This window comes from Vibrio sp. RE86 (assembly GCF_013114545.1).
In the GTDB taxonomy this organism is placed as follows: domain Bacteria; phylum Pseudomonadota; class Gammaproteobacteria; order Enterobacterales; family Vibrionaceae; genus Vibrio.
In genome coordinates this window covers 43,827-60,238 of the sequence record NZ_VTXI01000026.1, presented here as the reverse complement: position 1 = coordinate 60,238, position 16,412 = coordinate 43,827, and the positions used below count along the sequence as shown (strand labels likewise).

Below are 16,412 nucleotides of genomic sequence, written 5' to 3'. Positions count from 1 at the left end.
ATCTTAGCCTGGGTATGAATACGCCAAATAAGGTGCATGAAAAAAGCCAGCAACTTGCGTTACTGGCTTATTAAAAATCGTCAACGTATTTTAGGACGAGACAAGGAATATTTCGCTCTGCGACCAATGAGTCCCGCTGGAATGCCAGCCTAGCCGTCAGCCATTTATTTTTACGACTCGGTTTTTGTCATTTTATAAGGCCGTTGCTGATACTACGGGCTTTTCGCTTTCAAGGGAGAAAGCTCATGTCTTGCTGGCGAAACGAGACAGATCTTAGGGCTATTGATTGTATTCCATAGAACGACGAAGGGGTGAGCAGGGAATCTCGTTGGCTTTTTCTAACAGCTATCAAACTTTTTAGTTCGCTATTGTCGATAATGACAATAATAAAAAAGGACTGGTATTAATTTCCAGCCCTCTAGGGTTTTCTATTTGACTACTTCTTATCGTTCAAATCCCAGTCGTATTCATAACTGAGCTTACCATTGAGGCTAGCTAATTCAGGTCGATATTTTGTTAAGTGTTGAACCAACTCCTGCTTGTTACCAAAGTCGTCTGAGAACCAATCATAGATAGATGAAAGTTGAGCTTTGTTGCCAACGATAAGGACGCCTTTATCACTGTTAATAAACTCTTCAGCTGCTTGCTCTAAGAGTTGTTCGGTATTATTAGCAGTAAAAGCTTGGGTTTGTAGATTTGGGCAACCTAAGCTCGCGCAATTGACCGCGTAGTGAGTACGTGGATCATTCCAGATAGGGCGAAGAATTCGATGCTCTATATCATTCAGAGAGAGTTTTTTACCTGCAACTTTCGCTACTTCATCTCCCCAAGGGCCAAAACTAAATAATCCACCTAACTTGGTTATTGATTTAACGGGGTAGTCATCAAGGATCAAATCGACGGTAATCGCATTGTATAGGTTGACCCAATACGCATATTGCTCGTTTAACGAATATTCACGAGGATCAATGTTTTCAAGAGATTCGATATACCGATTTAACTTCTGCTTATCTTGGCTTGAGACAGACCCGTATGTTACTAACGTGTAGTCTTTATCTTTAACTAAATAGTTATCAAGAAAGTTCTGCCAATCTCGATGAGAAATCGTGGCCGTGTTTTCTTCGTTGGATTGCTGCCAAAAAGGCCACAACTCAGATTTAGGTGCCGCGTGAGAAGAAAAAGCGATTGTTGCTATCAGCAAGATAAAAAGTAACTTCATGAATGCTCCATGCATTTGGGTTCTACTTTACAGACCTATAATGCAGGAATTAAATTTCACCGGCTATGAGAAAGGGTAGCAAACAAGTTTATATGTGGTCGAATTGGACTCGCAATGGATAGTAGGGCAAAAATCCCTCCGAACAGAGCTCCGGCATCATGAGCTTCGATTGCGACTCTGGCCTCGATGAGCTCTGAGGTTGATACTGCTGGCCCATATATGCCGTCCTGAAGGAGCTTACCTGTGATCGCTATAAGAATAATCCACCCAGAAACCTTACCTTGATGAATTTCCTTAATTGCACACCAAACAAAAAGTCCATGAAGGATGCCAGAAAACCCAAGGTAAGTGTCTATTGCAGTATAGAATAGCGATAGGCTGATACTAACACCGATAGCAAAAGAGAGAGCTATTAGTTTAATGCCATCTAGAATACTTTCGTAGAAATGGCAAAGCATGATAAGGACAGCAATGTTGCCGACCAAATGAGCTTGATTGGTATGCACAACCTGACCTGTGAACAGTCGCCAAATTTCTCCATGCAGTAAATTATCTCTTTGCCAGTAATACCATTCAGAAGCACCAATGACATCTATTGAGAGCATTAACAGCACCAATAGTGATATTGTTCTCCAATAGTTCATCAGCATTTCCTCCATATCTACCATCGATACAGAATGTCATGTTGTTTATTGGAGTTCAAGCATTTTATTAAGCCCAAAAAAAACCTTCTAATGATAGAAGGTTTTAGGAAACATTATTTTAAGAAGGAGGGAATACGTCCTTCATAATCTGCAATCTTATCTTCATGCTGAAGTGTTAAGCCGATGTTATCCAAGCCGTTTAGTAAGCAGTGACGGCGGAATGTATCAATCTCAAACGAGTACTCTTTACCGTTCGCACGAACTACGTTTGCTTCTAGGTCTACCTCAACTTGTGCGCCTTCGTTTGCTTCAATGAACTGGAAGATTTCATCTACTTCTTGCTCAGTTAGACGAACGGGAACCATCTGGTTGTTGATTGAGTTACCGTAGAAGATATCTGCAAAGCTTGGCGCGATCATCGCCTTGATGCCGTAATCCGCCAATGCCCATGGTGCATGTTCGCGTGAAGAACCACAGCCGAAGTTTTCACGAGCTAGCAGGATAGAAGCGCCTTGGTAGCGAGGAGCGTTCATCACAAACTCTGGGTTTGGCTGCTCGCCAGCGTCATCTAGGAAGCGCCAATCGTGGAATAGGTGCTTACCAAAACCTAGGCGGGAAACCTTTTGTAGGAACTGCTTAGGGATGATTGCATCGGTATCAACGTTCGCTGCATCCAGAGGAACAACCAAGCCTGTATGTTGTTTAAAACCTGACATGACTATTCTCCTTATAATTCACGAATATCAACAAAGTGACCAGCAATCGCCGCCGCCGCTGCCATTGCAGGACTCACTAGGTGGGTACGACCATCACGGCCTTGGCGACCTTCAAAGTTACGGTTTGAGGTAGACGCGCAACGCTCATGTGGACCTAGACGGTCATTGTTCATCGCTAGACACATAGAACAACCTGGTAGACGCCATTCAAAACCAGCTTCTTTAAAGATTACGTCTAAGCCTTCTGCTTCCGCTTGCGCTTTAACTTGCTCAGAACCAGGTACGATTAGCGCTTGCACGTTATTCGCGACCTTACGACCTTTTGCCACTTCTGCGGCTGCACGCATGTCTTCGATACGTGAGTTAGTACAAGAGCCAACGAATACTTTATCTACTTTGTAGTCAGATAGTGCTTTGCCTGCTTCTAGACCCATGTAAGCCAACGCTTTTTCAGCTGATGCTTTTTCTACAGGATCTGCAAAGCTTTCTGGAGCCGGAATAGGTTGATCAACAGCAATTACTTGACCTGGGTTAGTACCCCAAGTTACCTGTGGCTTGATGTCTTCAGCGTTAAGCGTTACAACGGCATCAAATTCTGCATCATCGTCAGTTTTTAGTGACGACCAGTATTCAATTGCGGCTTCTAAATCTTCACCAACTGGCGCGAACTTACGACCCTTGATGTATTCGAATGTGGTTTCGTCTGGAGCGATAAGACCAGCTTTCGCACCTAGCTCGATAGCCATGTTACATACCGTCATACGACCTTCCATCGTAAGATCAGTAATCGCTTCACCACAGAATTCAACTACGTAGCCAGTACCGCCTGCAGCCGTCGTTTCACCGATGATTGCTAGTACGATATCTTTTGCCGTGATGCCGGATGCTACCTTGCCTTTCACTTCGATCTTCATGGTTTTAGCGCGTGCTTGCTTTAGCGTTTGAGTTGCTAGTACGTGTTCAACTTCAGATGTACCGATACCAAATGCTAGTGAGCCAAATGCGCCGTGCGTTGCCGTGTGTGAGTCACCACAAACAATCGTCATGCCTGGTAGCGTAATACCTAGCTCTGGACCCATTACGTGCACAATACCTTGGTATTTGTGGTTGATGTCGTAAAGCGTAACGCCAAACTCTTCACAGTTCTTCGATAGAGTTTCCATCTGAATGCGCGCCATCTCACCTGATGCGTTGATGTCTTTAGTTTGCGTTGAAACGTTGTGGTCCATGGTTGCAAATGTCTTGCTTACCTGACGAACCTTACGACCTTTCTCACGCAGACCATCGAATGCCTGTGGTGAGGTTACTTCGTGAACCAAGTGACGGTCGATGTAAAGAATTGGGTTTTCACCCTCTGCGGCTACGGCAACGTGTGCGTCGTAGACCTTTTCGTATAATGTTTTGCCCATTATCACTATCCTGTGTGTAGCTCCTGACAACGGCTTATCAGGAGCGAATAATTATTATCTGTCTGCTTAAATTAAGAATTTAGGATGTACTCAGCGATCTTATCGCCCATCTCTGACGTTGATAGCGCTGGTTTGTCACCTGATAGGTCGCCGGTTAGCTCGCCTGCTGATAGTGCTTTAGAAACTGCAGCTTCAATGTCTTGTGCTGCTGTTTCTTCACCCAGGCTATAACGCAGCATTAGTGCCGCAGATAGAATTTGCGCTACTGGGTTTGCAATGTTCTTGCCTGCGATGTCTGGCGCGCTGCCACCTGCAGGTTCGTAAAGACCAAACTTGCTCTCGTTTAGTGATGCTGATGGAAGCATGCCCATTGAGCCAGTGATCATTGCACACTCATCAGAGATGATGTCGCCGAAGATGTTTGAACACAGCATCACGTCGAACTGTGAAGGATCTTTGATTAGCTGCATGGTTGCGTTGTCGATGTACATATGTGACAGCTCAACATCTGGGTAATCTTTTGCGATCTCTTCAACCACTTCGCGCCATAGGATAGAGCTTTGCAGTACGTTTGCTTTGTCGATAGAGCAGACTTTTTTGTCACGTAGACGTGCCGATTCAAAAGCAATCTTAGCAATACGCTCAATCTCGAAACGGTGGTAAACCTCAGTATCGAAAGCTTTTTCGTTTGGACCTTCGCCTTCACGACCTTTCGGTTGGCCGAAGTAGATGCCGCCAGTTAGCTCGCGTACAACCACGATATCGAAGCCGTTCCCTGAGATATCTGCACGCAGTGGTGAGAATGCTTCTAGGCCTTGATGGATCTGTGCTGGACGCAGGTTACAGAACAATTGGAAGTGTTTACGCAGAGGAAGTAGGGCGCCACGCTCTGGTTGGTCATTTGGTGGAAGGTGTTCCCATTTTGGGCCGCCTACTGAGCCGAATAGTACTGCATCTGATTCTTCACATGCTTTTACTGTGCTCTCTGGAAGTGGGCAACCGTGGTTATCAATCGCAATACCGCCGACATCATGCTCTTCACGCTCAAATGTGATGCCGTGTTTAGTCTCGATCGCATTAAGCACTTTTTCTGCTTGAGCCATTACTTCTGGGCCGATGCCGTCGCCTGGTAATACGGCGATCTTGTAAGTTTTGTCTGTCATGTTAATCCTTTAATTTTTATTTCTTGCTGGGCTAGCGCCCTAAATTCTTACTCGTCCTTGAGCTCCGACAAGCTCAAGGACATTGATTGGGCTTAAACGGTTGCGATTTTTTTCTGTTTGATTTCAGCTATCTTATCAGCGCGGTGAATGCTGTTGATTACGTGTAATAGCGCTTGACCAGAAGCTTCAACAATATCAGTTGATACACCTGTACCATGGTACTTACGACCTTTGTAATTAGCGATGATGTCGGCTTGGCCTAAACCATCTTCACCTTCGCCTTTTGCGGTCAAATCAAACTTATCTAGAACAATATCATAACCAGTCACACGATAGATACACTGATATAGTGCATCGACAGGTCCATTACCAACAGCGGCTTCGGCTTGCTCTTCGTCACCACACTGAAGCTTGATACTGGTGGTTGCCATAACACTGCCTGATTGAACGCTTAGGTAGTTCAATTTGTAGAAGTCATCTTCTTCACGCAGGTTAGAGAAATGCATTAACGCTTCTAGATCGTAATCGAATACTTGGCCTTTACGGTCAGCTAGCTTCAAGAAATCTTCGTACAAAGCGTCTAGGTTGTACTCCTCTTCCTTGTAGCCCATGGTGTCCATGTGACTCTTAACTGCAGCACGGCCTGAGCGACTGGTTAGGTTAAGCGCTTGGTTTTTAAGACCGATCGACTCTGGGGTCATGATCTCGTAGGTGTTTTTGTTTTTTAGCATCCCATCTTGGTGAATACCTGAAGAGTGACTGAAAGCATTTGAACCCACGATTGCCTTATTGTCTTGGATTGGCATGTTGCACAGTTGGCTAACTAGCTTACTGGTACGGTGGATTTCATCATGTTTTAGGCCTGTATGAACGCCTAGTAACTCTTGGCGAGTCTTGATGATCATTGCGATCTCTTCTAGCGAACAGTTACCAGCACGCTCACCGATACCATTGATCGTCCCTTCAATCTGACGCGCACCTGCTTGAACCGCAGCGATTGAGTTCGCAACTGACATGCCTAAATCATCGTGACAGTGAACAGATATGATGGCTTTGTCGATGTTTGGAACGCGGTTGAAAAGCGTTTGGATGATACCGCCAAATTCATTAGGGACGGTGTAGCCGACTGTATCTGGGATGTTGATGGTATTCGCACCAGCATCGATAGCGGCTTCGACCATGCGACATAGATTGTCGATTGGGGTGCGGCCGGCATCTTCACATGAGAACTCAACATCGTCAGTGTATTTACGAGCATGTTTTACTGCTTTCACGCCCATTTCGACAACATCATCATAGCTGCGACGTAGTTTGTCTTGGACATGAACAGTAGAAGTCGAAATGAACGTATGAATTCGGAACTGATCTGCGACCTTTAGTGCTTCAGCAGCAGCATCAATATCTTTTGCAACGGCTCGCGAAAGACCACAGATTCGGCTGTTCTTGATGTTACGTGCGATGGTTTGTACAGACTCAAAATCACCTGGTGAAGAAACAGGGAAGCCCGCTTCGATCACATCAACGCCGAGCCTTTCAAGCGCATAGGCAATTTGCAGTTTTTCTTTAACCGTCAAGCTTGCTGACAACGCTTGTTCGCCATCACGTAAAGTGGTGTCGAAGATAATGACTTGATCGTTCATGAGTGCTTCCTTAGTGATTCGATGCTTACCGCATCTGTTAATCGTTTACTTCCATTACTTAGCGATAAAGAGCTAGGTATAAAAAAACCCGCATCTGAGTGCGGGCTTCTTGAAATTCTTTGTGGTTATTTTTCTTCCACAGCCTACCCGCGCGAACTTTTCACGATAAGGAGGAGGCGCAGCAGGAAAGAAAAACGGTTCATCATTGTTAACGATTCCTTTAAGGGCGTTAAATAATCCACATATTTAAGTTAACAAATTAGTACCGCACTCAGGCGAGTACGTCAACCCTAAAGTGTTTTTTTTGTTCAAGTCAGATCAGTTAGTTCTAGAATCCTACAAAATAGCGGCATAATTGTGCTGCTTTATCAACTGAGTGAATGAGAAAAGGGGAGGGTTCTCATTAGCGGGTATGTATCTTAATTTTACTGTTCGAACGTTAAATCGACGGTGTAACCGAAACTCAGCGAAAGCGTCACGAGCTTGTCACTAAGCGAAACTAAGTTGAACGCAATACCGTGATAAAAAGGAGTCGGTGATGCGTTCAATCGAACCTATTGCCAAGTTTGATCTGGCGTTCTCTTTATTCTGCTTACAACATCGTTTTTCTCTCCCGCTATCGAAAGTGAGTCGGATGATTTCACGTACAGGAGACGGGCCACTTTATGCTGTTGTTGGCCTGTGCACCTATTTGTTTGGAGGAGAAGCGGGAACGCTTTTTCTGATGATAGGGCTAGCCGCTTTCGCGTTGGAGCTCCCTATCTATTGGTTGGTGAAAAACCTTTTCAAACGTCGCCGCCCAAATGACTGTTCCGATTTAGTGACATCATTTATTACCCCTTCAGATAGATATAGTCTTCCGTCTGGTCACACTGCTGCCGCATTTCTAATGGCTACGATCATTGGTCACTTTTATGTAGAACTGGAAGCCGTAACGTTGATATGGGCGACTATGATCGCGACTTCTCGAGTGTTATTGGGTGTGCATTTTTTAACTGATGTTTTACTTGGTGCGGCATTGGGTATTGGCTGCGCAACGTTATCACTTAACCTGTTTGGGGGCTTTGCATGAAAATTCTTTATGGCGTTCAAGGAACTGGAAACGGGCATATTGCGCGAGCGCGAGCGATGTCTCAGAGTTTATCCGAACATGGTTTTGAGGTGGATTTCTTGTTTACCGGAAGAGCCGAAGATAAGTACTTTTCTATGGATGTGTTTGGTGAGTATCAGACTCGCAAAGGGCTCTCATTTATCACGCAAGGTGGAAAGGTCGATTATTGGCAAACGGCTTTAAAGAATAATCTGTGGCGCTTTTGGCAAGATGTTCAAAGCCTCGATCTGAAGAGCTATGATCTCGTCTTAAATGATTTTGAACCAGTCTCGGCATGGGCCGCAAAGCAGCAAAATGTTCCCATTATCAGCATTAGCCATCAGAACGCTTTTCGCTATTCAGTTCCTTTGGTTGGAGCGAATTGGATCGACAAGCAAGTGATCAATCATTTTGCTCCCGCAGATCATCATATCGGCTTGCACTGGTATCACTTTGATCAACCTATCTTGCCACCGATCATTCATACCGAACGTACGAGCTACGAACCAGAGCCATTTATCTTGGTATATCTACCATTTGAAAACATCGATGACATTACCGATTTGCTCTTACGATTTACCTCTCAACAGTTTGTTTGCTTCCACCCTGAAGTGATGGAAGAGAATCGAGTAGACAACATCGATTTTTCACCATTGAGTCTCGACAAGTTTCAATCTTCCCTAGCACGTTGCAATGGTGTGATTGCTAATGGTGGTTTTGAACTGCCGTCAGAAGCATTAACTCTCGGTAAAAAGCTGCTACTCAAACCACTCAGTGGTCAATTTGAACAAGTGAGCAATGTTGCCACTCTCGAAGAGTTGGGGTTAGCGAGTAGTATGGACATTTTGGATGCAGCCGTTGTTCGTCGATGGCTGGATGAGGCTAGCGGTGAGAGTATTAACTACCCAAATGTTGCTGACGCGCTGGTGGCATGGATAAAACGAGGCGAGTGGGATGATACCTCAAAGCTGACCGAAAGTTTGTGGGATAAAGTAGATTTACCAAGTTACGCAACGCGCAGTTAATCAACAATAAAACGAACCAAACGGCATCACTTATTGATGCCGTTTTTGTTTCTGCTAATGCAAGCCCGTAAGGTCTTAACTTTAAGTTAAATCTGCAACAGTTACTTTATAGAACTGCGTACTAATAATGCTTTGACTTTTTATGGTATGACGTGTTAAAAAAGTGGAGGTTACAAATTAAACAAATGACTAATGTCGCCTTGTTTGGGAGGGGGATATGAATAGAACATTAAAATGGTATGTATTCTGTACTGCCACAGTGATCGCTTTAGCGGGACATGCTCGTCCTCCTAGCTTTGTTAATGGCGTGACATCAGTTAGTTCTGAAAAGAAAGTTGCGGACTTTATGCAAGCCTCTGGAGTCCTGGAGTATGATTTTGACGGCGATGGCTATGACGACCTTCTTGTGTGGAGTGACATCCCGACTGGAGCCACTGATTATGCGACTGATTATGCCCCAGGAGAGGACAACAATGATGGTGATGACGCCAATGGTACTGATATAACTGACACTTTTGTTCGTCATGGTCAGGTTGGTATTTATATCAATGAATTAGATGACGTTCATACACCGCGCTTTCGTTACTTAAATCTTAAGTCCGACTATGACAGTGCAACTGATACGTTTACCCATAAATTGATTCGTCGTAACTATGCGATGGCGGCCGGTGACCTTAACCTTGATGGTAACTCTGTGAATCCTGCAACAGATATCTTGTATGTGGGTAAAGACATTCGTATGGCAGCATATGATATCAACACAAATAGCATGGTGACCCCTACAGGTTTACAAAACGGGGATGAAACCCTCGATGGTAATTTGATTTCTGTTGATACTGACCATGCTCATCCCACTTTGGGAACACTCGGTCGATTTGTACGCGATGTTAAAATTGCTGATTTTAACCGTGATGGCAAAAATGACTTTGTTTATGTTGGGGGGAATGTTGACGGCGCAGCCTTTGTTTCGGTACGTGAGAATACAACCTCAATAGGGGCTAATACTTCAGATACGGAGCCTGTATTTAACCATGTACGTTTGGTAAATAATGATCACGGTTTTAACTACCCTAAGGGCGTTTTAGTTGCCGACTTTAATAATGATAATTTCTTGGATGTACTCGTAACTGACACTAACTCAGGACGATTAATGGTCTTTGAGAATACCAGTACGCACGGGGGGGCGGTATCATTTGGTGGGGCTATTGAAGTCGAGACTGGCCTAGGTCTCGTAACAGGTATGGCTTTGGCTGACTTTGATGCTAATGGTGAAAATGATATCGTTGTGACTACAATAGGTAGTACGGTATACCTATTTTCAAATCTTACAATAGATACACCTACAACAGCCTCCGCGGGTAAGATAACACGAACTGCAACTGATATGCGAGGCGCTGTTAAAGTCTATGATATTGACTATAACGGCACGCTGGATGTCGTCGGTACTGGTAATGATGGGATCTTGGTATTAGCTAACGACGGTACGACTACGAACTTTGCTACGTGGACCAAAGTGAACTTAGTCAGCGAACAGTCGCAAGGCGTTGTCCTTGGTGATTTCGACCACAATAATACCAATGAGTTTATTGCGACTCATATAAATTTAAGGCAGTTAAAGCAATACTCGCTTGCAAAATCGATTTCTCTGACAGTAGATGAGGGTCAAACAGATATTGAGCAATTAAGGTACTTTGATTTTGAGGACGAAGCGGCCTCATTTAGAATGTACAATGGTGATGACATTGCTCAGTTTGAACTGTCTGCGTCGGGATTTTTAGAGTTTAAAGAGGCAAAGAATTTCGAAGCGCCTGCGGATAGTGATGGTGATGGGGTTTATGAAGTCTTTGCATTGGTAGATGATGGCACAGGTATGCAGAGCGCAACCATATCTGTGACGGTTAATGATGTCAATGAACCTCCGGTTTTTGACTCTGTTTCTGGACTAGTGGCAACTGAAAGTAATGCGTTTAGCCAGAACATTACAATTTCTGACTCCGATAACTCGGATACATTTACCTATGATATTGAAGCCGCTCCATCTTGGTTAGAGCTTGTTGACTCAGCTCGTAGCTCAGTTAACGGTTTAACTACTGTGACGACCTCAGATCGTTTCATTGAGATACGAGGTACACCTACGAACAATGATGTAACATTAACTCCCGAAAATGTTACTTTAAGAGTTACAGATAGCTTAGGACTGACTGACCAGGTTACTTTCACTTTGTCGGTTGAAGAGGTTAACCAAGCGACACAATTCCCAGTTATATCGAATGTGAATGTACTTCAGGGGCACCCTGTCTCGTTTACTTTAAATGCGACCGACCCAGATCGTACTCAGACGATCTCCTATTTCTCCAATAATCTTCCCGATTGGTTGACGATCAGCGGAAGTACTGTCAGTGGTACACCTGGTGTTAATGATGTGACTACTGGCGCTCAGGCGGCCACAATATATGCATCTGTCGATGGAGGTATAAGTGGTGTTGCTAATACATTTACTATCATGGTTCATGATAAAAATGATGCGCCAAAAACAAGTATTCAAGGATTAGCCCCAACCCATAATCAAGCTTTCACTACGGGAATGGCTGCGGGAAGCATCGCTGCTGGTAGCGTTATTTCTCAGCCTATCATTATTGATGAACCGGATGTTGGTATAACAGCTAGAGAGCTCTCCATTGTTGGCAGAAACTTACCAGATTGGCTTGAAGTTTGCCCTCCTGCCTCATGTAGTGGTTCATGGAAGCTGCGTAATAAGGTAGACCGACCAAACAACTCAGACGTCGGTAGCTATTTTAATATTCAGCTTGAAGCCTATAACAATCACTTCATGACTCTAGATGGTAGTAATAACTTACTTGTTGACTTGAATTTACCAGCTTGGAACAACTCGAATTCATACACTATTGGTGAATATGTCAAAGTAGGGACTTCCGCTTATATTGCCAAAGCTAATATTAGTAGTGGTGGTATGTCTCCCTCGGTTACCCCAACTCAATGGGAACAAGTATCTGTGGATACGTTCTCATCGCGTTCGGAAGGGATCGACCTTAGTGTTGCAAACGTTAACGATGGTCCTGCTCTAAGTGGGTTTATCCCAACGTCAGTCAACCAAGGTGTACGTTTTGAGTCTTTGTTTACAGCAACAGATGGTGACAGTGATAGCGTATCGTTTTCTCTCGATCGAACAAACCATTCTGGTTGGTTGACAATATCGCCAGATGGCCAGCTTTCCGGAACACCTCGAAATATTGATGCAGGTTTGGTGCACTCTTTCCGGGTGAATGCTTTCGATGGGCGAACTGTATCAAGCTTGAACTTTGATATATTGGTACTGAATACATCTGATGCTCCCACTTTTTCAGCGGGAGCTCCTACGAGTAGTGTTATCCAAGACTCTACCTATCGTTTTACATTTGCATTCTCGGATCCAGATGACAGCGTGGTTTACCCTAATTGGGTTTCCGGAAGTGCATACCCTATTGGCGCTATCGTCAACGATAGTGGTTTAAATTATCGTTCTATTCGTACACAGGCTACATCTTTAATCACTCCATCAACCGATGCGACAAATTGGGAAGCTCATTCTGAGGACTATACATTCGCAGTAGTCAGTGGTCCTAGTTGGCTAAGCTTCACTGACCCGAATGTCCCTTCTCTGTCTGGAACTCCAACTAATGACGATGTAGGCACTCATACCGTTGTGGTTTCGGTATCAGATGGCACGACGACGACTTCCTCTTCTCCATTTACTATTACTGTACAAAATGTGAATGATCAGCCTGAAATATTAGATACTGATGGCACAAATGACGGTGAAATGACATTCAATATTGCGGAGGGTTCTTTCTTTACTCATCGTGTTCAATTTAATGATATTGATCCAGCGGATGTTGTTTCTATCGAAGTGGATGCAGGAGTTCTAGGGTGGTTAACACTCAACGATGGTGTATTGTCGGGCATGCCAATGAACGGGGATGTTACTTCTACACCGCAAACCATTGCTCTAAAAGCGAACGATAACACTGGGGCTATCAATGCCTTGTCTAGTAATATCACGCTTAAGTTCAATATCGCTGATATTCAGTCAGGACCGACAATCGGAGGTGTACCTTCTACGGCGGCTCTTGTCGCTAGTGAATACCGTTTTGAGCCTATTTCAACAGATGGAGGAAGTGGGCCGAATGTATTTACAATGGATGGCACTATTCCAGGTTGGTTAAGTTTTGATCCTAATACGGGTGTTTTAAGTGGGACACCGACTCCTCATGATTTAGGTAGCTATGGCCCTTTTGAGATTACTGTTACAAACGCTCTTAATTTAGATGTCCAACTGCCGGAGTTTTATATTGATGTAGTGTCGACAGCGACGTTACCTCAATTTGTCAGTCTACCGGCGCCAACTGGTGCGATCGAAGGTCAGCCATATACTTATATTGCTACTGCTGCCGATCCGCAGGGAGACCTAGTTTATTATCAGCTAGTAGATGCACCAAGCTGGCTGTCAATTGACCGTGTAACAGGGGTGTTATCCGGAACGCCAAGCAATACTGACTCGATGGTTAATTTGGGCGATACCCAGCGTCAATATGACAATATTAAAGTTTGTGCGTCTGACAATCCAAGCTTTGCCGTGCAAACGTGTATGCTACCGTTTTCGTTGATTGTTCAAAGTGTAAACCAAGCACCTACGATCTCTGGTTTACCACCTAGTGTTGGTGAGGTTGGAGTGGGTTATGAGTTCATCCCAACAATCAATGATATCGATAGTTTGAGCAGTTCCTTGACTCTGACTCTTCGCAATGCACCTGCTTGGCTTGATGTAACTCGTTATGATGCTTGGAATCCCGTTGATGCTGTTAGCTATTCCACTGGAACACGAGTAACTATGGCCCAACAGAACTATGAAGCCATTTCGGGTTATTCCCACAATCCTGCGGACGATTTTGCTGATGAAGTCAGCAATGGGCAATGGGTATTGTTAGCACCTTCTATTACTGGTACACCACTTGTAGGTGGGGAGTACCGTAATGTGCTTGCTTGTGTAGAGGATCAATATCTTGACACTGCATGTCTCAATTTATTTGACGTTTCTGTACCCGAAGCACCTATTGCTCCGGTCATTAGAACGATTCCAGCACCGCTTTCTGAGGTTGCCTCTGGAAGTAGTTATTTCTTCCAACCTTTGGTAACAGATGGGAATACTGATGAGCGTCACAACTACAGTGTTACAATTAGTAATGACGGTGATGATTGGTTGGTATTGAACTCAATTACAGGTCAACTACTTGGAACCTCAAATATTGGATATGTTGGTACCTATTCAGTGGACCTGACCGTTTCTGATGATTCAGGACTGACCGACAGCCTCAGTTTTTCAATTAGTGTTTTAACAGACACAGATGGCGATGGGCTTCCTGATGATGGTTTCAATGATATCTGTATCGGCTCAGTACCTTGTCAAGTTGATGAAGACGATGATAACGACTCAATCCCTGACGATTGGGAAATTGCTCATGGCTATGATCCTAAAGACGCATCAGATGCAAATAAAGATGATGATCGTGATGGTTTGACGAACTTTGATGAGTTCCGTTTAGGTAAAGATCCGAGTGTGGATGATTCAGCTATTGATCCAGAGATCATTCTGCCGGTGAACTCGACGCTTTCTGTGACTGCGACAGGTGCATATACTAACGTCGAGGTACCTGAAGCGGATGTTTACGGTCAATTTGGTACCTCTCCAATTCCATTGGTTCTTGAAAAGTTGAATGGGGAAGTCGTTGGTGAGCTATTGTCAAATGTCTCGTTGCCAACAGGGCGTAACACATTGTCAATTTTGGCACGGAAAGGTGGTAAAGAAGTAAGAGCAGATCTGTATGTGGATGTCTATCCGAAAGTCTTTCTTGATCGTGTGGCAGAAACTGCAGAAGGTCAGCCTGTTACGGTAAATGCGTATTTAAGTGGTCCGTTACCTTGTCCGGTTGGTTCTGTGTGTGAGTTAACCGTGCCGTTTTCTTTAATTGATGTCTCGGCGGTAGAAGATCTCGATTATTTCGCACCAGACGCTAATGAGTTTGTCTTTACTTCGGATCGTACGTCAGCTGAAGAGCTGTACGAAAGAGAGCAATCTGTCGAATTGAACACGACTAAGGTGGGTGGCGTTGAAGGGAATGAAACCTTTAATGTGACTGTTTTCGAAGATCTAATGCTGTTGAAAAAAGACGGTGTGGATAATGATGACGTTACCTTGTTGTTGGCTGTTAGTGAGAAGCTAAGATCAACGGAAGTCATTATTTCAGAGTCGAATGTTCGCCCAGTCGTTAGCGCGCAATATGGCACATACAATGGTATTGGGTTGGAGTCAGCAGTGATGGTGGTTTCACATGGCGATACGCTTGCAATTCAGGTTGATATTCAAGACCCCGATGGCGTATCAGCATCAAGTCATGATCTGACTCTAAACTGTGGTGAAGGACTCGCATGTCAAAATAAAGGGCGTAACTTATACCTGTTAGATACGTCTTTAGTTGAGATGAATGGGCTGAAAGAAAAAGCAATCGACATTACCGCTACGGTTGTAGATCTAGAGGGGAGCTTTACTACCGCGACAACGGTTCGACCTATTATTGTTTCTTCGGCTTATTACCTAACTCAATATTCAGGTAGGACAATGGAAGAGCTATCTGACAGTGACGGTGACTTAGTACCAGATTACATGGACGACTTGAACTTACCTGGCAATGTTATTGTGACAGATTCGGTTAAGTTTGAATCCGAAGAAGGAAGTAAGCTGCGTCTTGGCCTGCTAGGAGCTCAATCTGCGGATAAAAGCATTGTTGTTTCAGGTGCTGAGCTTGAAACCTTTGGGATTGTACTTCCGGAGGGATCAATCGTGGACTCCGTGTTTGATTTTGAAATGTATAACCTAGTACCAGGGCAGTCTGGTGTGTTAACAGCTCCATTTAACGGTGTTTACCGTGCTGACGGTTACTTCAAGAAGTACCGAGATGGGGAGTGGTTCGATTTCGAAACTGATCGTGACAATCATATCCTAGGGGCGAGTGCTGTTGGTGCTACGGGGCAATGTCCTACACCTGGAGATGAAGCTTACATTGAAATAGCGGCTCTAGGGCACTCACCGGATTGTCTACAGATCACGATTCAAGATGGTGGTCCAAATGATGATGATGGTGTGATTAATGGGGTTGTTGTTGATCCACTAGGGTATGCTTTTGGTGAAACAGAAATTGCACCTAAAACGATTAGAACGGGTAGTGGTGCGGCGGGTGGTAGTGCTCCTATTAAGTACTTAATCGCCTTGCTGATGTTCGCTTTCCTAGTTCGTCTGGTACAGAAACGTAGAGCAGGATCTTCATAGTTTTGTGAGCTCAAATATAGCCGGCCTTATATGGCCGGCTTTTTTGTACCTCTAATAAAGAGCAGTAGGGTTTATGCTCCATTGTTTATTTCCAATTATTTATGACTATTACATAAAATTAGTTG

General features: G+C 44.2%; 9 protein-coding genes. 3 read left to right on the top strand and 6 right to left on the bottom strand.

Going from position 1 to position 16,412, the window contains the following annotated elements; genetic code table 11:
• Window positions 1–436: 436 nt before the first annotated feature.
• The 6 genes from F0231_RS18925 to leuA form a co-directional block, all read right to left on the bottom strand.
• Window positions 437–1,219, bottom strand: coding sequence for a DUF547 domain-containing protein (locus F0231_RS18925; RefSeq protein WP_171761250.1), 783 nt, complete (start codon window positions 1,217–1,219; stop codon window positions 437–439).
• A gap of 56 nt (window positions 1,220–1,275) precedes the next feature.
• On the bottom strand, window positions 1,276–1,863 hold the full coding sequence (gene rrtA, locus F0231_RS18920; RefSeq protein ID WP_171761249.1) for a rhombosortase: 588 nt from the start codon (window positions 1,861–1,863) through the stop codon (window positions 1,276–1,278).
• Window positions 1,864–1,976: 113 nt separating this feature from the next.
• Entirely contained in the window at window positions 1,977–2,579 is a 603-nt protein-coding gene (leuD, locus tag F0231_RS18915) for a 3-isopropylmalate dehydratase small subunit (RefSeq protein ID WP_171761248.1), read from the bottom strand.
• An 11-nt stretch (window positions 2,580–2,590) separates the two neighbouring features.
• Window positions 2,591–3,988: a 3-isopropylmalate dehydratase large subunit gene (leuC, locus tag F0231_RS18910; protein ID WP_171761247.1), complete on the bottom strand. Its 1,398-nt coding sequence runs from the start codon at window positions 3,986–3,988 to the stop codon at window positions 2,591–2,593.
• A 71-nt stretch (window positions 3,989–4,059) separates the two neighbouring features.
• Window positions 4,060–5,151, bottom strand: coding sequence for a 3-isopropylmalate dehydrogenase (gene leuB, locus F0231_RS18905; protein ID WP_171761246.1), 1,092 nt, complete (start codon window positions 5,149–5,151; stop codon window positions 4,060–4,062).
• Window positions 5,152–5,243: 92 nt separating this feature from the next.
• Window positions 5,244–6,791 (bottom strand): 2-isopropylmalate synthase, encoded by a 1,548-nt coding sequence (gene leuA / locus F0231_RS18900; RefSeq protein WP_171761245.1) that lies wholly within the window; start codon window positions 6,789–6,791, stop codon window positions 5,244–5,246.
• A gap of 538 nt (window positions 6,792–7,329) precedes the next feature.
• Here leuA and F0231_RS18895 point away from each other — a divergent pair.
• The 3 genes from F0231_RS18895 (at window position 7,330) to F0231_RS18885 (ending at window position 16,287) form a co-directional block, all read left to right on the top strand.
• Window positions 7,330–7,863: a phosphatase PAP2 family protein gene (locus tag F0231_RS18895; RefSeq protein ID WP_171761244.1), complete on the top strand. Its 534-nt coding sequence runs from the start codon at window positions 7,330–7,332 to the stop codon at window positions 7,861–7,863.
• The gene (locus F0231_RS18890) at window positions 7,860–8,906 is read left to right on the top strand and encodes an MJ1255/VC2487 family glycosyltransferase (RefSeq protein ID WP_171761243.1); all 1,047 of its coding nucleotides are present in this window, start codon (window positions 7,860–7,862) and stop codon (window positions 8,904–8,906) included. Before F0231_RS18895 ends, F0231_RS18890 begins: the two co-directional genes overlap by 4 nt.
• Window positions 8,907–9,123: 217 nt before the next feature.
• Window positions 9,124–16,287, top strand: coding sequence for a putative Ig domain-containing protein (locus tag F0231_RS18885; RefSeq protein WP_171761242.1), 7,164 nt, complete (start codon window positions 9,124–9,126; stop codon window positions 16,285–16,287).
• The last annotated feature ends 125 nt before the right edge of the window (window positions 16,288–16,412 follow it).

What these genes read in the sequence shown, in the direction of transcription:
- F0231_RS18925 (WP_171761250.1), bottom strand. Translation starts at nt 1,219, where the DNA reads ATGAAGTTACTTTTTATCTTGCTGATAGCAACAATCGCTTTTTCTTCT.
- rrtA (WP_171761249.1), bottom strand. Translation starts at nt 1,863, where the DNA reads ATGAACTATTGGAGAACAATATCACTATTGGTGCTGTTAATGCTCTCA.
- leuD (WP_171761248.1), bottom strand. Translation starts at nt 2,579, where the DNA reads ATGTCAGGTTTTAAACAACATACAGGCTTGGTTGTTCCTCTGGATGCA.
- leuC (WP_171761247.1), bottom strand. Translation starts at nt 3,988, where the DNA reads ATGGGCAAAACATTATACGAAAAGGTCTACGACGCACACGTTGCCGTA.
- leuB (WP_171761246.1), bottom strand. Translation starts at nt 5,151, where the DNA reads ATGACAGACAAAACTTACAAGATCGCCGTATTACCAGGCGACGGCATC.
- leuA (WP_171761245.1), bottom strand. Translation starts at nt 6,791, where the DNA reads ATGAACGATCAAGTCATTATCTTCGACACCACTTTACGTGATGGCGAA.
- F0231_RS18895 (WP_171761244.1), top strand. Translation starts at nt 7,330, where the DNA reads ATGCGTTCAATCGAACCTATTGCCAAGTTTGATCTGGCGTTCTCTTTA.
- F0231_RS18890 (WP_171761243.1), top strand. Translation starts at nt 7,860, where the DNA reads ATGAAAATTCTTTATGGCGTTCAAGGAACTGGAAACGGGCATATTGCG.
- F0231_RS18885 (WP_171761242.1), top strand. Translation starts at nt 9,124, where the DNA reads ATGAATAGAACATTAAAATGGTATGTATTCTGTACTGCCACAGTGATC.